The organism is Amycolatopsis sp. NPDC041971, from assembly GCF_055588925.1.
The window spans coordinates 1-20,892 of sequence record NZ_JBVJCE010000005.1 but is presented as its reverse complement, the minus strand read 5'-3'; the positions used below and the strand labels follow the sequence as shown (position 1 = coordinate 20,892).

The following is a 20,892-nucleotide window of genomic DNA, read 5'->3' as shown; positions in this document are numbered from 1 at the left end:
CTCCGTGAACTTCATGGCGGACAACCTCACCGCACAGGTCCGCTCGATCGCCCAGGTCACCACCGCGGTGGCTCGCGGTGACCTCTCCCAGAAGATCCGGGTCGACGCGCGCGGCGAGATCCTGGAGCTCAAGGACACCATCAACACGATGGTCGACCAGCTCTCCGCCTTCGCCGACGAAGTCACCCGTGTCGCCCGCGAAGTCGGCACGGAAGGCAACCTCGGCGGGCAAGCGACAGTGCGGGGTGTCTCGGGCACCTGGAAGGATCTGACCGACAACGTCAACGTGATGGCGTCCAACCTGACCGGCCAGGTGCGCTCGATCGCCCAGGTCGCCACGGCGGTCGCGCGAGGCGATCTCTCCCGCAAGATCACCGTCGAGGCCAAGGGCGAGGTCGCCGCGCTGGCCGACGTCATCAACACGATGGTCGACACACTCTCCGCGTTCGCGGACGAGGTCACCCGTGTCGCCCGTGAAGTCGGCACCGAAGGCATCCTCGGCGGGCAGGCCAGGGTGCCGAACGTCGCCGGCACCTGGAAGGACCTCACCGACAACGTCAACTCGATGGCGAACAACCTCACCGGCCAGGTCCGCAACATCGCCCAGGTCACCACCGCCGTCGCCCAAGGCGATCTCACCCGCAAGATCGACGTCGACGCGCGCGGCGAGATCCTGGAACTCAAAACCACCATCAACACGATGGTCGACCAGCTCTCCGCCTTCGCCGCCGAGGTCACCCGCGTCGCCCGCGAAGTCGGCAGCGAAGGACGGCTCGGTGGCCAGGCAGAGGTCGAAGGCGTGTCCGGCACCTGGAAGCGGCTCACCGAGAACGTCAACGAACTCGCCGGGAACCTCACGCGGCAGGTCCGGGCGATCGCCAAGGTCACCAGCGCGGTCGCGGAAGGCGACCTCACCCGCTCGATCACCGTGGACGCCTCCGGCGAAGTCGCCGAGCTCAAAGACAACATCAACTCGATGGTGGAATCGCTGCGCGAGACCACGCGGGCGAACCAGGAACAGGACTGGCTGAAGTCCAACCTCGCCACCATCACCGGTCTGATGCAGGGACGTCGTGATCTCGCCATCGTCGCGGCCGCGGTGATGGACGAGCTGGTTCCGCTGGTCGCCGCACAGTACGGCGCGTTCTACCTCGCCGACGACACGACGGAGTCGCCGGAACTCCGCCTGGTCGGCGCCTATGGGCATCCGGACGGTGAAGAAGGCCCGGTGGTGCGCTTCCGGATCGGCCAGTCGCTGGTCGGGCAGGCGGCGCGCAGCAGGCGCCCGATCGTCGTCGACGACGTCCCGGCGGACTACGTGGCGATCTCGTCCGGTCTGGGGAAGACGAGACCGGCGAACTTGATCGTGCTCCCGATCGTGGTGGAGGATCAGGTCCTCGGCGTCATCGAGCTCGCTTCGGTCCACGGGTTCACCGCGGTGCACCGCGCCTTCCTCGAACTGCTGATGGAACAGATCGGCGTCAACGTCAACAGCATCGTCGCCAACGCGCGCACCGACGAACTGCTCGGCGAGTCGCAGCGGCTGACCGCCGAACTCCAAACACGTTCGCAGGAACTGCAGTCACAGCAAGAAGAACTGCAGCGCTCCAACGCCGAGCTGGAGGAGAAGGCGGCACTCCTGGCGACCCAGAACCACGACATCGAGACGAAGAACCTCGAAATCGAGCAGGCGCGGCAAGAACTCGAGACCCGCGCCCATCAGCTGACACTGGCGTCGAAGTACAAGTCGGAGTTCCTGGCCAACATGAGCCACGAACTACGAACCCCCCTCAACAGCCTGTTGATCCTCGCGCAGCTGCTCGCCCAGAATCCGACCAGGAACCTCACTTCCAAGCAGGTGGAGTACGCGAGCATCATCCATTCGGCCGGTTCGGATCTCCTGCAGCTGATCAACGACATCCTCGACCTGTCCAAGGTCGAAGCCGGGAAGATGGACGTTACCCCGGAGCTGGTGCCGCTGCGGCAGCTGCTGGACTACGTCGAAGCGACCTTCCGCCCGATGACCTCCCAGCGGCATCTCGACTTCCAAATCGTCGTCGGCCAAGACTCCCCCGCGCAGCTGCTGACCGACGATGCGCGACTGCGGCAGGTACTGCGGAATCTTCTCTCCAACGCCGTGAAGTTCACCAACACGGGTGGAATCGAACTGCACATCGCACCGGCCGGGACCGACGAGCTACCTCCCGCCGTACACGCGAACGGCCCGGCGGTCGCCTTCCGGGTCGTCGACACGGGTATCGGGATCGCCGAACACCAGCTCGAATCGATCTTCGGCGCGTTCCAGCAGGCCGACGGCACGACCAGCCGCAAATACGGCGGCACCGGTCTCGGTTTGTCGATCAGCCGGGAGATCGCGCAGTTGCTCGGTGGTCATCTCACCGCGGAGAGCACCCTCGGCGAGGGCAGCACCTTCACGTTCTACCTTCCGATCGCGCGACCGGACTTCGCGGAACGGCCCGCGATCGGTAGGGAACCGGCGCGCAAGCCGGACACCGAGGCCGAATCGGAGCCATCGGCTTTGACCCACCGGCGACTGCTCGTCATCGAAGGACGTCAGCGTGGCTTGCTGACACTCGTCGCCGAGAGCGCGGCCGGCGATCTGGCCGACAGCAGGGACTTCGGTGTCGTGACCGCCGACGTCGAGGTGGTGACCGCGGCCGGAACACAACAGGCGGCCACCGCGCTCGCCGCCGATGCCTACCACTGCGTCGTGCTGGACCTCGACCTGCCGGACGGGACCGCGTTCACCTTCCTCGACGCTGTGCAAGGCGACCACGCCCTGAGAACCGTCCCCATCCTGGTCCACAACACCAGGCGGCTGGACCACGATCAGGAACAGCTGCTGCAGGCGCGGGCCGAAACCCTGTCGCTCGAAGTGCTTTCCGGCCTGGACGAACTGCGTGAACGGCTCGCGTTGCACTTGTCGGCGGAGAAGCCGGGAGCCGTCCTGCCGCTGGTCCAGCCCGGCAACGAGTCGACGCCCGTTCACCTTCGGAACGTCGACAGCACCCTGCACGGCCGCACCGTGCTGATCGTCGACGACGACCCGCGCAACGTCTACGCCCTCACCGGAATCCTCGAGTTGCACGGACTTCACGTGCTGCACGCCGAAGACGGCCGCAAAGGTGTCGAGCGCGTGGCCACCCAGCCGGGCATCGATCTGGTCCTGATGGACATCATGATGCCCGAGATGGACGGATACACGGCCACCGCGACGATCCGGGCCATGCCCGAACACGCGAGGCTGCCCATCGTCGCCGTCACGGCGAAGGCGATGCCTGGCGACCGCGAAAAGAGCATCGCCTCGGGCGCGAACGACTACGTCACCAAACCGGTCGACACGGACGAGCTGATCGCCTGCCTCAAACGGCACCTGACGGCCTGAGCGGGAACGCCACATGTCCGTCGATGACACCGCACAAGGGCACTCCGCCGACCTCGCCCTCAACGTGGCACGCCTGGCCGCCACGGTCACCCGTCTGCGCGGCGAGGTCGACCACGCGCACGCCGTCGCCGACGGCCGCGCCCTGGTCGAGCTCGCCAAGGGCGTGCTGATGGAGCGTCTGCGATGCGGTCCGGGCGACGCCGCACGGCAGCTCGCGACACTGGCCGAACGCGCCGGAATGACGCGCTTGGAGTTCGCCGCCGACGTCGTCGGCGAGGCCGCGAAAGATCGACTCAGCGACGTGGCGGCGGAATTCCTGGCTCGCGCGGACGACCAGGAAACCGAAAGTTCGGTCGCCGTACGGTTGCGGACGGCCGAAAGTGGCGCGCTGGCAACGAATGACACCCAGCGTGTCGCCGAAGCGATTCTCGAGCACGCGCTCCAGCCCCTCGGGGCGACCGCGGTCGCGGTCTGGCTCGCGGGCCCGGACGGCTCGCTCACCCTGGCCGGCTCAGCCGGGTTCTCCGCGGAGGAGGCGGCCCGCTGGTGCTACGTCCCGCCCGGGGTGCCGACACCCGCGCATTCCGCACTGGTCGAACGCGAACTGGTGTGGTTCCCGACGTTGCGCGGCTCCGGCCTTCCCTCGATCGGGCAGCACACCATGGCCGACGGGGTCCGGGCGACCATTCCGACCGGCACCGGCGGACGCATAATCGGCGTCGTCGAAATCTGCTGGCCCGACAAGCCGGCGCTCAAGCCCGACCGGCTGCGGCGGCAGTTGGAGGCACTGGCGGAGCTGTGCGCGCATACCCTCGACAACTCGACGGAAAGCGTCGTCAGATCCCCTATTCACTCCGCCGCGCAGATGCTCGGCGAGCTGGTCGATCTCGTGGACAGGCTACCTGATCCCACCCTTCTCCTGTGCCCGTGCGTCGACGAGGCCGACCGGCTCGACGACTTTCGGATCCACCACGTGAACTCACGCTTCGTCGACCCGGCAGGACGTCCGGGCAATCGGATCATCGGATCCCGGTTGCTCGAGGTGTATCCGTTGGCGGCAGAGGAAAACGGCCTGCTGGACACGATCCACCGTGTCTACGCCACGGGTGAGCCGTTCCAGGATCGGAACATGATGCTCGCCACCTCGGTGGACCAGGTTCCGTTGCCCGTACTCGCCGACGTCACCATCAGCCGGATCGCCGACACGGTCCTGGTCGGCCTCCGTCCGCAGGACGACGCCGCGAAGCTGACCATGTTGCTGCAGCACGCCCAACGGCTCGGCCGGATCGGTGGTTTCGAGGAAAACGTCGTTTCGGGTGCGGTGCTCTGGAACTCGGAACTGTTCGACCTTTACGGACTTCCTCCCACCGCGACCCCACTTCCTCTCACCCGCCTCGCCGACTACGCGCACCCCGACGATTCCCACTCGATCGGCCGATTTCTCCGCGCCCTGCTGCACCATCGACGTTCGACGTCGACCGCGTTCCGGCTCCAGCGATCCGACGGCGTCTCCCGCTACATCCGGGTCGTCGCCGAGCCGGTCGTCGACAGCCGGAACAAGCTCATCTCCATTCGCGGCGCCTACCAGGACGTCTCCGCCCAGCACTGGGCCGAAGTCGCGCTCGCGGCCACTCACGACCGGCTGGCCGCGACCGAACAACAGGCGATCGAACACAACCGGCTCACCCTGCAACTGCAGCACGCGATCATGCCGCCCGCGCGGGCGCCACTCGACGTACCAGGACTGCGTGCCGCTGTCCGTTACCGGCCCGCCGAGAAGGAGAACCTCGTCGGGGGCGACTGGTACGACGCCGTCGCCCTGCCCAGTGGCGAGATCCTTCTGTGCGTCGGCGACATCGCGGGACACGGCATCGAGGCGGCCACCGGCATGGTCAACCTCCGCAACGCACTGCGCGGCCTCGCCGCCACGGGCGCCGGACCCGCTCAGCTGCTCACCTGGCTCAATGTGGTCGCCTACAACCTCACCAACCAGGTGACCGCGACCGCGGTCGCCGCGCTCTATCACCCGTCCAGCCGAACACTGCGCTGGGCACGCGCCGGACATCTGCCGCCCATCCTCCGGCAGCAGGGCCGTACCACCACGCTGCCTCTCATCCAGGGAACACTTCTCGGTGCGCTCCCCGACGCGACGTACGACGAGGAGCGACTACAGCTCGACGACGGCGATGTCCTGCTCCTCTACACCGACGGACTCATCGAACGCCGCGACCGTCCCGTCCAGGACTCCATCTCGCACCTGGTCGAACTCGTCGATGCGCACCACGGCAGCCTGGAGCAACAGCTCGATGCCCTTCTGACCTTCAGCACCGCCGACACCGACGATGACACCTGCGTCGTCGCCATCGAAGTCATCTCCGTGCCCTGAATGAGTGTTCCCGAGCCAGGCCAGGGTTCCAGTCGGCGAGTTCGCGGCCGCCGGGTGCGTGCACGCCGTGGCCGCGCAACCAATGGGGATCATGCGCGTGTGGACGTCGATGTGCCCGGTCACGTCCGTTCCTCGCGGTGGGGCTGGAGCAGCCGGTTGGCCTGGCGGATGATGTCGTCCAGGTAGCGGCGCGTGGTGGTGGGGTCGTCTGCCGTGATGGGGTCGATGAGCATGCGGTACATGGCCGCGCCCACCACCATGTCGATCACCGAGTCGAGGTCGGCGTCCTCGGCCGGCCGGCCGTCCTTTTCGGCCCGCTCGAGCGCGGCGAGGATGAGCCGGCGCCGGGGCTGGATGTACTGCTCCCGGTAGATGGCCAGCAAAGCGGGGTGGCTGACGCTGGAGCCGATGAGTTGGGCGAGCACGTTCCGAAACCCCGTGTCACCGAAGGTACCGACCCAGGATTCCATCAGCCGTTCGTCGGGCTGCCGTGCCGACGTGCCCGCCTCCGCCCAGATCTCCGTCTCCGGCACGAGGGTGCGGGCTTGCTCGATGGCCTGGGTCAGCAGTTCCTCCTTCGATGACCAGCGCCGGTAGATGGTCACCTTGGCGACCCCGGCGCGCTTGGCGATCTGCTCGAAGTTCGCGCCTTCCATCCCGCGTTCCGCGAACAGCTCCAGTGCGGTCTTCATGATCAACTCGTCGGCGTGAGGGTCGCGGGGCCTGCCTCGGGAGCGGCGTGCCGACGTCATCGGAACTCCACCCGCGCCCGCTCCGGGACGAACCGCGGCCGGTGTCCCGGGCGTAACCGCCAGTCGGGGGTGAGGACGGCACTCATGTGCTGGCGAAGCCTCCTGATTCCTTCTGCTCCGGGGATCCCTTGTGCGAAAACGGATTCGATCGCGTCGAACTGGTAGGGCGTGTTGTCGTGCGCGAACAACGGTACGGTGCCGGGTGCCGAGACGAGCAGGTCTTGGATGCGCCGTGCCGCGTCGAGTTGGTGCATGGTGTCCGTACCGCCGATCGTCATCTGACGGACCTGGTCGACGGCGAGATGCGGGAGTGTGTAGAGGGTGTCCCCCATGAACAGCGCGTTTCCGTCATCCATGCGCAGCAGTACGCACATGTGCCCCGGTGAATGTCCAGGTGTCGGCAACAGGATCACGCTGCCGTCACCGAAGTAGTCCTGGCTCTCGGGGAAGGCGTGGTACGCGCCCGAGTCGAAGCGCGGGAACGTGAGATTGTCTTTGACCAGATCGAAGGAATACGGGTACAGCACGCCGTTGTCCCAGTCGCGCCGATCCACCACCACCGTGGCCTGCGGTAGGTGACGAAGGCCGCCGGCGTGGTCGTCGTGGACGTGGGTGAGGAACACGGTCGTGACGTCCTTGACGTCGTACCCGAGCCGGGCCAGGCGGACTCGCATGTCCTGGCCAGTGGTCATCGTGTACTCGTCGCGGTCGCTCAGCAGGCGCGACACCATGGCGTTGTGGTTGTAGTACCCGTCGTGGTCGTGTGCCTGTTCCCAGTGGATCCCGGCGTCGATCATCAGCACGCCGTGCCGGGGATGATCGACGAGGTAGGCGTAAACCGGCACTGTGATCGTCGTCTTGTCGAGCAAGGTGCGCAGGTAGCCGTTCGGCCCTTCCCAGCCGTCGAGGCCGCCGTAGAACTGGCCGAAAGTGACCACGGTGTCGCCGGTGTGCAGCGGGAAGACCCGCACCGCGCCGTCGGTGATCCGCCGCCGACCGCCGGGGGCGCGGATCGCCTCCTCCCGCTCCTTCTCGGCCCGTGCCCACTGGTTCTGGCGATGCCGCTCGATCCAGCCGGCCGACAGCCCGCTCATAGCGCCCAGCGCTACACCGACGCCACCCAGCACGAATACCCGTCTGCCGCGACTGGCGGCCGATTTCGCCACCTCGCGGCGTCCGCGTAAGACGGCGATCATCGCTCCGGCCAACGAGGCCGCGGCGGCCAAGCCGAGGAGCACGGGGACGTCCGCGATGTAGAAGACGACCGCGAAGTACAGCCCGAGTGTGCCCAGGCCGGCCGGCACGCCGAGAAGCCACCCGACGCGGGCACGCCCGAGGCGCCGTCCATACACACCGGGCCACAGCACTCCGACCACCAGGCCGAGCAGCAGCAGGCTGTAACCCACCAGCACGGGCGCCGCCACGTTCTTGAGCCGGAGAACGACCAGCCAGGCCGCCACCACCACGAGGGCCAGGAAGAGCACCAGGATCTTGCTCAGGGTCTTCGTCATCCAGCTCGCCGCCTTTCAAATACGCAACCGGATGCGTTTACATATTACGACCATACCGCCAGAGGACGATCACGGTCAACGAAGGGATCCACCGTTCACAACATCGTGCTGACCGCTCACGCCGACCTCGATGGTCAGATCCGGCCCGGCGCCAGGGGGGAAATGCTGCCCCGGCTGGCCAGGTTTCGCGTCCTTCGGGCGCTCGAGAACCGCTGAGAAGTCCCCGGCCTGTTCAACGCCCGGACTTCTTCGGTCCCGCGCGACACCGCCGGATTCCGTATCCGGGCTCGGCATCGACCAACCTGTCTGTTACACGCACGGCTTCTGAAACGACAGAGCGAGGAGACGACGGAGAGGGAGGTGCGGCCGGATGAGGGCTCATCGGGATGTCCAATTGCGCTGGGAGCCCCGGACGGTGGTCATCGACGACGGTCCCGGCGGCCGGCCCGAAAGGATGACCTATCCCGGCATCACGCTCACCCGCCACCATCGCGGGTACCTCGTCCACAAGATCTGGCTACCGGTCGGCGACGAGGAATCCACCTTCGCCGACGACGACGCCCTGCTCACCGCCCTGCGCAACGCCTTGCGCTGGACCAGGTCCGCCGCCTGAGACGCGGCGTTCAGGGCGGAGACCGAACGAAGTCCGCGTGAGACATCGGTGGAGACTTTGTCACTCCGTTCGGGTGGTTCGCGGATGGGCGGGCAACGCCGCCGCCGCGTCCGGGCGTGTGACGGACGGCGGGGCCTGGAGCGGCCGGGTGCCGCGCGATCGGAGGAGAAATCATGGGACTTCGAGTGAGCACTCGCGCCTGGGCGGCGGCCGGGGCTGCCGCGGTGGCTGTGCTGGGGTTGGCCGCGCCTGCCTCGGCGGGCACGAGCGGTGTCACCGCACGGGAGACCGTCTGCTACGGCGGGACGACGATCTGCAACAACACCTACGGCAGCGGCAACGGCATCTCCGAGGTCATCGCTTCCCGAAACCTCAACACGACGGCGGAATTCGGGTTCTTCGAGCTTTTCGGGCCGGGGAGCTACAAGCAGACCGGCCCGACCAATCGCGAGTCGGATCACACGTTCCGGGTCAACGCGAGCTTCCCGAGGGGCTCACTGATCTGCGTGAGCTTCTGGAACAGGAACGCCAACGGTTCCTTCACCAAGGTGGGCGGCAAGAACGGTAACGCCTGCACATCGACCCCGATCGGCTGAGGCGGAACAGTGAGCGCGGCGACCGGCGGCGGGGAGAAATCCCCGCCGGTCGCCGCGTACACCTCCCTCCCGGGCCGCACAGGTACCGCACACCGGTGTCCGGCTCGTTGACCATCCGAGAGCATGATCAGCGGACCGACCACGATCGGACCCGGGTTCGCGGATGCGGACGCCTCTGGAGAGACGAGAGCTCAGTGGTGACGAGGAAATCCAGTTCGGCGGAGCCGGAGACGTTGCGCTACACCGTGCTGTCACCCAAAGCCATCTGGGCGGCGGCCGCGGTGATCGTGGTGCTGGGCATCGCCATGGCGATTTGGTTGCTGATGGCCTACGGCGAGGGGGATCCTCGGCAGCGCAACCAGCTGGAGGCGATCAAGGCCGCCGGAACCATTGTCGTCGGCACGGGTGGTGCGGCGGCGTTGCTGCTCGCGGCACGGCGGCAACGCACCGCGGAGATCGCGTTGAAGCAGAAGGAACTCGACCAGGAGGCCGTCGCCAAGACGCACGCTCTGCAGGAGCGGGTGGCGGAGGAGTCTCAGCAGGACGCGACCGAACGCCGCGTCGCCGAGTTGTACAGCAAGGCGGTCGAGCAGCTCGGCTCGGAGAAGCCACCGGTTCAGCTGGGCGGGTTGTACGCGCTGGAACGGCTGGGGCAGGGCAACGCCGACCAACGACAGACGATCGTCAACGTGCTCTGCGCCTACCTGCGGATGTTCACCGACGCCACTCGCGACTTCGCCGCCGACCGGGTCAAGACGCAGGAACACCGGGTCCGGCAGACCGCGCAGACGATCTTGGCGGCTCACTTGCGGCCCCACGGACTCGACGGTGCGTTCTGGCGGGACATCGACCTCGACCTGTCCGGTGCCGTCCTTCTCGAGTTCGATTTGCGTGATCGCAAGGTCCGCTCGGCGACGTTCACCTCGGCCACCTTCATCGGCGGCGCGGGGTTCGGTGGTACGGCGTTCACCGGCGACGCGCTGTTCGAGTCGGCGACCTTCACCGGCGAGGCGGACTTCTCCGGCGTCACCTTCACCAAGGCCGCGGTGTTCGAGTCCGTGATGTTCACCGGTGACGCGGTCTTCACCTCGGCGACGTTCGCGGAACGGGCCCGGTTCGAATCCGCCATGTTCGTCGCGCAATCGCGCTTCGAGTCCGCGACGTTCGACGGAGTGCCGTTCATCGACCTGTCACCGGACGTGGTCCAGCTCCTCCGATCGCTGCCCGCGCAGGTGCGGTACGAGGACGTCGCCGAGTCCGGACAGGACGGTCGCGGTCGGCGCGTCCCGGTGGGTATCAGTGCGACCACGTTCGAGCCGGTACATCTGGATCTCGCCGCCGAATCGCACTTCATGGCCTTCATGGGACCGGATTCGGGCAAGACGAACTTCCTGCGAACCGTCGTGCGCGGTATCGAGAAGCGCTACACGCCGGAGGAGGCCGTCATTATCCTCGTCGACTACCGGCGCACCATGCTCGATTTCGTCAAGGCCGAGTACCTGCTCGCCTATGTCGTGTCGGCCAATCAGTTGAACGGCGCGATGTCCGACGTGGCAAGCTCGCTGCGCAAACGGCTACCGGACCAGGACGTGACGCTGGAGCAGCTCAGGAACCGAAGCTGGTGGACAGGCCCCGAGCTGTTCGTCGTGGTCGACGACTACCACTTCGTGCACCACCGCGACACCAACCCACTGGAACCGCTGCGGGAATTCATCCCCGGGTCCAAGGACGTCGGACTTCACTTGATCATCGCCGGGAACACCAGAGAAACCGACGACCCGGTGACCGGCCAACTGCACGCCATCAGCGCCACCGGTCTTGTCGGGAACGGCGACCCCGCCGACGGTCCGCAGGTAAGCGACGTCGCACCCGCCCTGCTGCCCCCGGGCCGCGCGACCATGGTGTCACGCGGGCACGGTCGGCGACCTGTCCAGATCGCGTGGCTCGACGAGGACTAGGTGCGTCGTTCAGGACGGCTCCGCCACGTCTGCCTGTCGAAACGGGTTCGGCGTGCCGGCAACCGACCGGACGACCACGCCGCGTGATCATCACGACGTAATTCCTCGTCGTACCCTCGAGAATGGCGGCCGGAATCCACTCTGAGTGGACTTCCTCGCTGTTACCGAATTTCCCGTACCCTCACCGATCGAGTGAATGTACTGAATGCCCGCGACCTGGGAAAACAGTGGGAAACCGCAGGCAGATCGCTTCGAATACACATCGTGAGCATTGATTGACAGATGGTTTCAATGTTAAGAATTGACCTTCTGGAATCGAATCCCGTTGCGGATGACTCTGCACAAGGACAGGCCCCGATGATCACTCCGCAGGTCTCTTGCGGTCCTACACGTCCACCGGCGATTTACGCGCTTCTCGCGCTGATACTGATCGCGTTGCCGCTGTCCGGTTGTGGCGCGACCGCGAACGAAGGTGACGCCGTCACCCCCTCGGCCGCAGCGCCCGGATCCCCCGAAGCGCTCGCCGCGCTGCCGGAGGCGAACACCTTCGGCGAGCTGACCTCCGCGCCCACCGACCCGCTCCCGACGGCACCCACCGGCGGCGAAGTACTGCACCCCAAGGAAGACGCCGTGATCCACCGCGCCCCCGGCGCGGAGCCGATCGCCCGCTTGCCCGAGACCCAGATCGGTTCGCCGACCTGGGTGCCGGTAATCGCCAGGCAGGGTGAGTGGGCCCAGGTATTGCTGCCCGCACGTCCCAATGGCGCGACGGGGTGGCTGCGTGCCACACCGGAATCCGTCGAATCGGCGGTCAACGACTTCCGCGTCACCGTCGACCTCGCCGATTTCCGCTTGGAGATCCTCGAAGCGGGCAAGCCGACCGGCTCGTGGCCCATCGGTACCGGCAAGCCCGAACACCCCACGCCGACCGGTCGCGCGTTCATCCTCGCTTCGATCAAGGAAAGCGTGAACACCTACAGCCCGATCGTGCTGCCGCTGAGCAGTCATTCCGATTCGCACGAGACCTTCGGCGGCGGCCCCGGCACGGTCGGCCTGCACACCTGGCCTGACGAGAGCTTCGTCGGCAAAGCCACCAGCGACGGGTGCATCCGCGTCACCCGCGAGGCGCTGAACCGTCTCGTGGAACTGCCGCTCGGCACCATCGTCCAGATCACCTGATCCCCTACGGAGGTACTTTCCTTGTCCCCGCGCAAAACGAGTGTGCTCGCCGGTACGACGGCGGCTCTTCTCGCTTTCACCGCCATCCCCGCCACGGCCGCCCCGGCCGAATCCGCGTACGCCATCGCCGCGTCCGGACTGATCAAGGTCCCCCGCACCCCGTCGGTCTCCGGCACCGGCCAGGAATCCATCGCCTCAGCAGGGCTGCCGACCCCCGGCCCGGCGCTGATCACCGCGAAGGCACTGAACGCCGAAGTGCGACCGGGGCACGCCAAGTCCGGGGTCGCCGCGCTCGCGCTGAACCTCGGCCTCCTGCCCGCCACGGTCGCGCTGCCCGGCTTGAGCGCAGACACGATCAAAGCCGAATGCCGCGACGGCAAGGGCTCGGTGTCGATCACGAACCTGAAGGCAGGCGGCAAGGTACTCGACCTCGACCAGGTTCCGCCGAACACGACCGTCCCGCTCGCCCAGCTGGTCGAGTTGGTGGTCAACAAGCAGACCAAGAACGCCGACGGCACCCTCACCGTGACCGCGGTGTCGGCCAAGCTGCTCGGCCGCACCCAGACCCTGGACATCGCGTCGGCCACCTGCGCCAAGCCCGGCGCCACCCCGGAACCGCCGACCAAGCCCGCCGGTGACAAGCCCCTGCCCGGCGGCAAGGCACCCAAGCCCACCCCGGTCGCCGCACACCTGGACGTCACCGGCTGACGTCGCCGCTCGAAACGGAAGCGCCCTTCACCACATCAGATGCGGTGAAGGGCGCTTCCGCCTCGTTCATGTGACCGGGAGTCGATGCGTCAAGCCGCACTCGACGCCGGCAGCGCCGGTACCCAAGCACATCAACCGAGCCGAGATTTCCTTCTGCCCGAAGTCGCGGCCGCCGCCGGTTCCGATCTCAAGCCCGGTACGGCCCATGATCCCCGAGATCCGGACTCACGTGGGGATGCTGCCCTTCTTGCCCGGGCACCGGTGTGACGGCCGGTTGCCAGACCGCGTCCGTCGGCGTCTGCCTGGTCCCGCGGTCGGACTCGAGCCTGTTCGGCGGCAGTGAACGTTCGGCGTCTCGCTCGTGGAAGTGAGCCTCGACGACGTCGTCTTGCCGCTGGCGGGCGAGCACGGACAGGGTGAGCACGTGCGCCACGGCCATCAGCAACAGGAAGACGCCCAACCTGCCCACCAGCGCGGCCGTCGAACCCGACCACCCGGGTCCTACGACCGAGAGCAGGGCCAGCACACCGATGGCGACCAGGTGGAAGACGGTGACCACCATCCACGCCGCCGAACCGGTCCCCTCGCCGCCATCTCGTGGCCGGAGATAGCGCCGAGCGCCCCGGTAAAGGATCTGGCCGTCCGCGACGACGAAGATCAAGCCGATGATCAGGAACCCCGGAAGCTCGTTGTCGGGCATCTTCTCCTCCTTCGTTCGCCATCGGATACCCGTGATCAGAAGTGTGCTGAGCCCTCGGGGCGTGTCATACCGGATCGAGTGACACCCGCCTACGGGCAACGCTCGGCACAGACCCGCTCGTTCGTCACCCGCGCACTCGAAACCGCATCAGTGGTCCACGCTGCCCGGCGCCCCCGAAGCCGGACAGCAAGTCTCAGTGCACACCGTTGCCCCTGGACTCCGCGAGGGCGGAGAGGTCAGATCCAGGACATGGCGCTGGGGACCGGTCAAAACGCGTCGAGTGCCACCTCCGGAGTGAATCGAAGACCTTGTGGTTTCTTCGACGACGTTCTCGTTCCCGCAACAATCGCCGTCGGCTTCACTACCGCATCGAGGTGCTCGATCCAGGCGCGCCTGTCGCGCTTGCCGCGGTGCCTTGAGCGGATTCCGTGTCCGTGAGGTGGATGTGGTGTCACTGGCCGGGCTTTCGAGGTCCGGCGACGGGCCAGGCGTCTCTTGCGGCTCCTCGGCGTGGGAACCGCTGCGCCGCAGAACCTCGGCGATCTCAGCGGGGTTGCTCCGATGCCGGACGGCGTGCGCGGTGAGAGGTCACCGGCCTGCCCGGTCTCCAAGACAGCGGTGAGGCTCGGCACGCGGAAGCAAGCCCGACGACGCATAGGAAGCCGCAGTCAAGGCAAGAAGGCCGAGAGCAAGTGGCGGCGCCGCGCAACCTGGCTCCGAAACGATCCTGAATCGGTTTGAGTCGGGCGAGGAGGTGGTATCTGATCCCCGGCACCCCAGGTCACCCTGGATCGCCTTGCTCCGCCTAGCTGATGGTCGCGCGGAGTGTGACAGTTGCCGGGTGGAGATGAGCAGGTGTGACGACGCAGGAACACGTGAAGAAAAACGGTCAGGACCCGGTTGTCGAGCGGGATCAGCTGCGGGAAGCACTGGCGACGATGCCGGTGATCGAGCAGGCCAAAGGCATGCTAAGACTGCTCTGCAGCTGCACTTCCGAGCAGGCGTTCGCCGCGTTGAGGGCGATTTCCCAGCACTCCAACGTCAAACTTCACGACGTCGCCGAGGTGATCGTCGCGGCGGACAGTCGTACCGGCCATACGGTGGATGACGGGACTGTGCACGCGGTGCTCACCGAGGCACGTAAGACAGTTTTCAGCCATCCGTTCACCATCAAAACCGGATAGCGCCCTGCCGGCACACTGCTGAACCGGCAGGGGTCCGGGACCGTGCTCTGTGCTGAACAGGGTCACTCACCTGAGTGTCCTCTCGCGGGACACATAAACCCTCCGCCTGTCCCTCGAATGGGTGAAGCTACTGGGCCTGTTGCGTGTCAAGCCGACGACCAGCCAGGCAGGGGGCCTGTTGTGGCCGCGTTCAGCCTTCCCGGCGGGTACGCTACGATGAGTGACGTATCGTGAGGTCGTTCAGGCTGTGTGGAATCTGTCGGAATGTGGCCTTGGGCGGGCCACCCGAGAATGAGGCGAGCCGAGCACCTGCCAGCGGGCATGACGGACCCCTCCGCGGGGTGAATCGCTCCTGAGCTCGCCGGTGGCTGAAGTTTCGCCAACGTGGGTTGGGGAATCCGCTCGACGGGTGACTCCGATGTATGACACTGAACGCCATTCTCTTGCCGCCGGGGCGACGCCTCAGGTGGCAGACCTTGTGATGGGTGTGACACCGCCCGATGACCTCGAGGCCGTCCTGGCTCGCCTGCACCGCGCGGCCGCCGACGGACAGCATCTCGGTGCCGCTGCTTCCCTGCGCGTCGCCGTGCTTCTCGGCCTGGACGTCCTCACCCTCGACTTGATCACTGGTGCCGGAACCTTGGAATTGGTGTGGTGCGACCCCGCCGATGGGCCAGGGCCCGAGCTGGGCGATCTGCAATACACTCTCGGTGACGGTCCCACCGTGGAAGCCGCTCAGCAGGGCTACACGGTGTCCGAATTCGATCTGGCCAGTACCGATCAGGCCCGTTGGCCGCTGTTCTTGCCTGCCGCGATGCAGTCTTCGGCCCGAGCCGTCATCGCCGCGCCGCTCCGAGTCCACGGCAGGACGGTGGGCGCCCTCACCGGTTACCGGGCCACGCCTGGTGCCATGACCGCAGCGCAATCCCGGGATTTCCATCGCGTCCGGCAAGGGCTGCTGCCTTTGTTGCTGTCGAGCACACAGAGTTTGCAGACCAGCGGCTCCGGCCTCGGCGACGGCCTTCGCCGCTACCGGGAAGAAGTCCAGCAAGCTGCCGGCTTCCTCGCGGTCACCCACGCCATCCCGCCTGATCAGGCACTCGCGCGGCTACGCGCACACGCTTTCCACCACGGCCGCTCCCTGACCGACCTCGCCCGCGACGCCCTCGCCCACCGCCTACGACTGGACGAGCACACCCCGTAGGCCGCGAGACCAGTGAAGCGGAGTGACCCAGGTGGAGAAACTGCTTCCGTCCTGGCGACGGATCTCCGGGCCTGGTCGAGAACGAATCAGCGTGTACCGCGTGGTGCGGCGGCAAACCCTGACCTGACGGCTATTCGGCGGCGCGGAGTTCGGTGTTCTGCCGCTGGGACTCGTGGAGTTGATCTTCGAGGGACACGATGCGGCAGGCGGCGTCGACAGCCGTACCTTGGTCGACCAGTTCCCGCACACGGGCGGCGATGCGCAGCTGGTGGCGGGAGTAGCGGCGATGTCCACCTGCCGAGCGCTGCGGTGTGATCAGCCCGGCTTCGTCGAGACTGCGCAGGAAGTTCTGAGTGGCGCCCAGCATGTCCGCGGCGCGGCCCATGGTGTACGCGGGGTAATGGTCGTCGTCGAACTTGTCGGCCCCGCCGGAAACGGGATCGGGGGTAGCCCGTTGGTCAGGAATCATTCCACCTCCACAGCACAAGAGACCCCGGGCGCCACGTGTGGCGCCCGGGGTCCCAAGGGTTGGGTTTCACCATTGTCGACCGGCCGTGAGGCCGGTGTCCTGCATCCGCGGTGTCCGTCCGAGAGGCGGACGATGCGGAGATCGCTGATTCGTAACCGAGAACCACCTTCCAATCCGATGGGCCTGCGGTACCCGCGCGGCACTACTGCCCAGCCGCGGCGGGCGATCCAATGATGCTCCCGTTCCCTTCTTTCCGGTGTTTCTCTCTTACTGGGTACTGCTTGTACTGCGATTACTGCGCTTTTCGCGGTCGTCACCGGCTGGAACCCTTTCACTGATCGGCCCCAGCACGCGTCACGCCGCTGGCCACTGCCCGGAGCCCCGTCAAAGATCGGCTTCGGTCACCTGACCGGTTCTGCACTGACTACTTGCAACTACCTGGCGACTTGCTACTGCGTACTGCTCTTGCAACTGCGTACTGCGTTTACTGCACTGCTTCGCCGGGATCGGCCTTGCTGTTCACGTCTTCACTTCTTCTCGATCCCGGTACTTCACCGCTCACCAGTCGAAACCTGTTCACTGATCGGCTTCGTCCTGCCTGACCGTCTTGTCTCACCTCGCGGGTAGTTTCGTCATCTCCCGCGCCTGCTTGACGTTGTCTCTCTCGGTACGAAGAGAACACTACACACATCGACGATTGAATGTCTACCTCGGTGACCATAGATTTGCTCCTGTCTTGGCGTGAAGGAACGCAGTCACCACAGATCCGCAGGTCAACCCGGGTTCCGTGGCGGACGACATCACTCGAAAGGGCAGGCCGGAATGACCGACTCGACCGCGCGGCAGGACCCGTTCGGCCTGACCGGGGTGCGAGACCACCAGGAATACGCTCGCGTCCTCAAGCGATTGGCCGAACAAGGCCGCCGTGAGCGGTGTGTGGCGCTCATGTCGGAGACCGAGGCGCATGTCGTGGCGGAACTGCTGGGCCAGTACGCCCAGCTCAACCCCACGGGCGACCTCAATCAGATCGCCGCGGCCCTCGGCGGACGTCTCTACAGCCGCCTCGGCGCCTAGGGTGCCCGCTGGGACGGCAACACCTGGCGGGCACCTTCACTACGGTCACCTTGAGCGGGACGGTCACTAGGCGAGGCCGGCCGCGCCAGTACCCGGTTGCCATGCAGTCGCCTGTCATCCGAGGCAGGCGCGGACGGCTTTGGCCAGGTTCGCCGCCCTGGGGTCGTCGGGGCGGAAGTTCCAGAGGTTGGTGACGTAGCCGAAGCCGACACCGGCGTCCGGGTCCGCGAAGCCGATCGATCCGCCGGAGCCCGGGTGGCCGAAGGCTCCCGGTCCGGTCATCGGCATCGGCGGGCATGCCCGGTGGAATCCGAGCGACATGTAGAAGGAGCGGTCGGCCGGGATGTTCAGTCCTGGTGGCAGTCCGTGCATCGGTGTCTTGTCGGTCTGGACGGCGGTCATTTTCTTGACGGTCGCCCGGTTCAGCAGGCGAACCCCGTCGACGGTGCTCACCGTGGCGGCGTACATCCTGGCCACCGATCGGGCGTCGGCGAGCATGTTCGCGGCCGGGAATTCCGCGGCGCGCCAGGCGCGGGAGGTGAAGTAGTCCGTCGTGGGGTCGAGGGCGCCGCCCAGTTCGCCTGCTCGGGCTTGCACGGAGCCGGGCTCCCAGAGCGCTTTGACCCACCTGGTGACGGTGTCCGCGTCCAGCCCCGTCAGCTTGATCATGCCGGCGATCAGCTCTTCCAGGGTGAACGGCGCGGCGTAGTGGAGCTTGGCCACTCGATTCTCGTGTTTCTCTGGCAGCCCGATCCAGGCGCTCAGCCCGAGCGGGCGGGCGACCTCGTCGGCGAAGAACGTCCCGAGTGACTTGCCGGTGATCCGGCGAACGACTTCCCCGACCAGGAACCCGTAGGTCACGCTGTGGTAGACGTGTTCGGTTCCTGGCTTCCACAGTGGTTTCTGTGCCTCGAGTGCCCGGATGACTGGATGCCAGGCGCATGCCTGCTCGAAGGTCAGCGGACCGTCGACGATCGGCAGCCCGGCTTGGTGTGACAACAGCCAGCGCACCGGGATCTCTTCCTTGCCGGCGTTGCCGAATTCCGGCCAATACCGGGCGACCGGGGCGTCCAGGTCCAGTTCGCCGCGTTGGGCCAGCATGTGCGCACAGATCGCGGTGGCGCCCTTCGTGGTGGACGCGACCTGGACGATGGTGTTCTTGCGCCACGGCCGGTTCGCCTCCCGATCGGCGAGACCGTCCCACAGGTTGACGACCTGGCGGCCGCCCACGTAGACGCTGCACGCCGCGCCGACTTCACCGGGGCTTTCCTTGAAGTTCCTGCGGAAGACGTCGGCGACCTTGCCCCAGCCGTGCTCGACCCCATTGCCGTCATGGCTGTCCTCGGCCGCGTTGCCATGCCCGGCGAGGCCGACGAGCGCGCCCGCGGTCAGCGCTCCGGCCAGCACTGTCCTGCGTCGCACGTGCCCCTGCTCGGATGTTCCGTCCACCATGTCGCAACCCCTTCTGGTGAAGACCTGTGCTCGGATGACCAGCGGGGATCACGATCGCCGAGCGCGCTGACGCGGTGCTGACACCGCCCTGACACGGCCAGGACGTCGGGTACCCGCGCAGCGCGGCTGAACCAGCGATGGCAGGCAGGTCACGGGTGAGGCTTGGCGAGTGGATTCCCTCTCTGGTGGGAAGGAGATCGATCCTGCGCGGGATCTGCCGGGCTCGGCGGAGTGGACATGCTGTGGGCACAGGCAGTTCGTCAAGGGGGTGCGCGATGGGGAAGCGGATGTGGTGTGGTCTGGCGGCGGCCATGGTGGTCGTGGCCGCGGCACCGGCGGAGGCCTCGGCGAGTGGGGAGCTGTGGCGCGACGTCGCGGCCGTCCATGCCGTCGGGGTCACGGGGGTGGTGGCGGCGGTGACGAAGGACGGTCGCACCATCCGAGCCCGTGCCGGTGTCGGGGACGTGAGGACCGGCGGGCCGGTTCCGTTCGAGGGGCGGTTCCGCGCGGGGAGCGTGACGAAGACCTTCGTCTCCGCCGTTGTGCTGCAACTGGTCGGCGAGGGCAGGCTCGCCCTCGAGGACACCGTGGATCGATGGCTGCCCGGTGTCGTCACCGGTAACGGCAACGACGGCACAGAAGTCACCGTTCGCCAGCTGCTGCAACACACCAGTGGTGTACCCGGCTACCCGGGCGTCTTCCCGGCGACCGCCGCCGAGTTCGACGAGCGGCGTTTCGACTCCTACCGTCCTCGGGACCTGGTCGCCGCGGCGATGACTCGGACGCCAGAGTTCCCGCCTGGACAGGGATGGGGTTACAGCAACACCAATTACCTCCTCGTCGGGATGATCGTGGAGCGTCTCACCGGACGCACCTGGGCGATGGAGGTGCGTGATCGGGTGGTGCGCCCGCTGGGACTGCACGGCACCAGCGCTCCGGGGACCTTGCCGGTCATCCTTGGTCCGCACGCCCGCGGCTACGAGCACCACCCGGACGGTTCGCTACTGGACGTCACGGTCATGAACCCCTCGCTGTACGACGCGGCGGCCGCGCTGATCACCACCATCGACGACCTCGGCCGGTTCGCCATCGCGCTGCTCGATGGGACTCTCCTGCGCCCGGCGCAGCGGGCCGAGCTGCTCCGGCTCGATCCGATCGGCGGCTACGGGCTCGGTATCGGCAGGCGGACCGCCTCGTGCGGAACCGAGTACTGGAGCAGCAACGGCATGGTCTTCGGCTACGTCACCCAGTTCGCCGTGACGGCCGACGGACGGCGCGCCGTCGCGGTCAGCGCCTCCACCATGGGTTTCTTTCCTTCGACTTGGAACCCGGACCCGGCCTTGGCGGCGGTGCGAAACTTGAACGACAACGCCCTCTGCGACCGAGGTCCCGGCAAAGTCTCATGACCGCTGGTCAAGTGGGTGTTGCGGTAACAGAGGCGGGCTCGTCACAGTGCCCTACTCGGGCGTTCTTCGACCGGGTCGTGAGTGAAAAGACGAGGCGGTTATTTGAGGGTAATGCGAAGGTGTCGGGTCGCGGGGTTTCGCTCGCGGCCGTGGGGCGGCGGTGTCGCGAAAGCCACTTTCGGGACGTCAGGCGTCACGAAAGATGCTCCTATAGATGTCAAGGGGTGTTGGTGAGGTTGTTGATGTCTGTGATGAGTGTTCGGTGGATTTCGCGGGCGACGTAGCGTTTGAGGC

16 protein-coding genes are annotated in these 20,892 nt (G+C 66.7%); 11 read left to right on the top strand and 5 right to left on the bottom strand.

The genetic code is table 11. From position 1 onward, the window contains the following. Both ACZ6DT_RS12845 and ACZ6DT_RS12840 read left to right on the top strand, forming a co-directional pair. Positions 1 to 3,406 (top strand): HAMP domain-containing protein (locus ACZ6DT_RS12845; RefSeq protein WP_465593065.1); only part of this gene is annotated, 3,406 nt, incomplete at its 5' end. A 13-nt stretch (positions 3,407 to 3,419) separates the two neighbouring features. Next, the gene (locus ACZ6DT_RS12840) at positions 3,420 to 5,792 is read left to right on the top strand and encodes a SpoIIE family protein phosphatase (RefSeq protein ID WP_465593062.1); all 2,373 of its coding nucleotides are present in this window, start codon (positions 3,420 to 3,422) and stop codon (positions 5,790 to 5,792) included. Between the two features lie 119 nt (positions 5,793 to 5,911). Here ACZ6DT_RS12840 and ACZ6DT_RS12835 read toward each other — a convergent pair whose 3' ends face one another. Then, positions 5,912 to 6,484, bottom strand: a complete 573-nt coding sequence (locus ACZ6DT_RS12835; RefSeq protein WP_465593059.1) for a TetR/AcrR family transcriptional regulator — start codon at positions 6,482 to 6,484, stop codon at positions 5,912 to 5,914. Positions 6,485 to 6,540: 56 nt separating this feature from the next. After that, the gene (locus ACZ6DT_RS12830; protein WP_465593056.1) at positions 6,541 to 8,055 is read right to left on the bottom strand and encodes an N-acyl homoserine lactonase family protein; all 1,515 of its coding nucleotides are present in this window, start codon (positions 8,053 to 8,055) and stop codon (positions 6,541 to 6,543) included. A 370-nt stretch (positions 8,056 to 8,425) separates the two neighbouring features. Here ACZ6DT_RS12830 and ACZ6DT_RS12825 point away from each other — a divergent pair, with 370 nt between their 5' ends. From ACZ6DT_RS12825 to ACZ6DT_RS12805, 5 genes are all read left to right on the top strand, one after another. Continuing rightward, on the top strand, positions 8,426 to 8,668 hold the full coding sequence (locus ACZ6DT_RS12825; protein ID WP_465593053.1) for a hypothetical protein: 243 nt from the start codon (positions 8,426 to 8,428) through the stop codon (positions 8,666 to 8,668). A 173-nt stretch (positions 8,669 to 8,841) separates the two neighbouring features. Beyond that, complete coding sequence (locus ACZ6DT_RS12820) at positions 8,842 to 9,264, top strand: hypothetical protein (protein WP_465593050.1); 423 nt, start codon at positions 8,842 to 8,844, stop codon at positions 9,262 to 9,264. 194 nt (positions 9,265 to 9,458) lie between these two features. Beyond that, positions 9,459 to 11,222 (top strand): pentapeptide repeat-containing protein, encoded by a 1,764-nt coding sequence (locus ACZ6DT_RS12815; protein ID WP_465593047.1) that lies wholly within the window; start codon positions 9,459 to 9,461, stop codon positions 11,220 to 11,222. A 357-nt stretch (positions 11,223 to 11,579) separates the two neighbouring features. Continuing rightward, positions 11,580 to 12,401 carry a L,D-transpeptidase gene (locus ACZ6DT_RS12810; protein WP_465593044.1) on the top strand — a complete coding sequence of 274 codons (822 nt, stop codon included), beginning with the start codon at positions 11,580 to 11,582 and terminating at the stop codon, positions 12,399 to 12,401. A gap of 21 nt (positions 12,402 to 12,422) precedes the next feature. Beyond that, on the top strand, positions 12,423 to 13,109 hold the full coding sequence (locus tag ACZ6DT_RS12805) for a choice-of-anchor P family protein (RefSeq protein WP_465593041.1): 687 nt from the start codon (positions 12,423 to 12,425) through the stop codon (positions 13,107 to 13,109). A 187-nt stretch (positions 13,110 to 13,296) separates the two neighbouring features. Here ACZ6DT_RS12805 and ACZ6DT_RS12800 read toward each other — a convergent pair whose 3' ends face one another. Continuing rightward, a complete protein-coding gene (locus ACZ6DT_RS12800) occupies positions 13,297 to 13,809 on the bottom strand; it encodes a hypothetical protein (protein WP_465593038.1) in 513 nt (170 codons plus the stop codon). 857 nt (positions 13,810 to 14,666) lie between these two features. Here ACZ6DT_RS12800 and ACZ6DT_RS12795 point away from each other — a divergent pair. Continuing rightward, on the top strand, positions 14,667 to 14,993 hold the full coding sequence (locus tag ACZ6DT_RS12795) for an ANTAR domain-containing protein (RefSeq protein WP_465593035.1): 327 nt from the start codon (positions 14,667 to 14,669) through the stop codon (positions 14,991 to 14,993). 481 nt (positions 14,994 to 15,474) lie between these two features. After that, the gene (locus ACZ6DT_RS12790; protein WP_465593032.1) at positions 15,475 to 16,197 is read left to right on the top strand and encodes an ANTAR domain-containing protein; all 723 of its coding nucleotides are present in this window, start codon (positions 15,475 to 15,477) and stop codon (positions 16,195 to 16,197) included. Positions 16,198 to 16,327: 130 nt separating this feature from the next. On the opposite strand, the gene ACZ6DT_RS12785 is transcribed toward ACZ6DT_RS12790, so the two are convergent. Next, positions 16,328 to 16,666: a MerR family transcriptional regulator gene (locus tag ACZ6DT_RS12785; RefSeq protein ID WP_465593029.1), complete on the bottom strand. Its 339-nt coding sequence runs from the start codon at positions 16,664 to 16,666 to the stop codon at positions 16,328 to 16,330. Positions 16,667 to 17,488: 822 nt separating this feature from the next. Here ACZ6DT_RS12785 and ACZ6DT_RS12780 point away from each other — a divergent pair. Then, positions 17,489 to 17,740, top strand: a complete 252-nt coding sequence (locus tag ACZ6DT_RS12780) for a hypothetical protein (RefSeq protein ID WP_465593026.1) — start codon at positions 17,489 to 17,491, stop codon at positions 17,738 to 17,740. A 114-nt stretch (positions 17,741 to 17,854) separates the two neighbouring features. On the opposite strand, the gene ACZ6DT_RS12775 is transcribed toward ACZ6DT_RS12780, so the two are convergent. Then, positions 17,855 to 19,192: a serine hydrolase domain-containing protein gene (locus ACZ6DT_RS12775; protein WP_465593023.1), complete on the bottom strand. Its 1,338-nt coding sequence runs from the start codon at positions 19,190 to 19,192 to the stop codon at positions 17,855 to 17,857. Positions 19,193 to 19,467: 275 nt separating this feature from the next. Between ACZ6DT_RS12775 and ACZ6DT_RS12770 the strand changes: the two genes are divergently transcribed. Further along, positions 19,468 to 20,598 carry a serine hydrolase domain-containing protein gene (locus ACZ6DT_RS12770; RefSeq protein ID WP_465593020.1) on the top strand — a complete coding sequence of 377 codons (1,131 nt, stop codon included), beginning with the start codon at positions 19,468 to 19,470 and terminating at the stop codon, positions 20,596 to 20,598. Positions 20,599 to 20,892 lie beyond the last annotated feature (294 nt).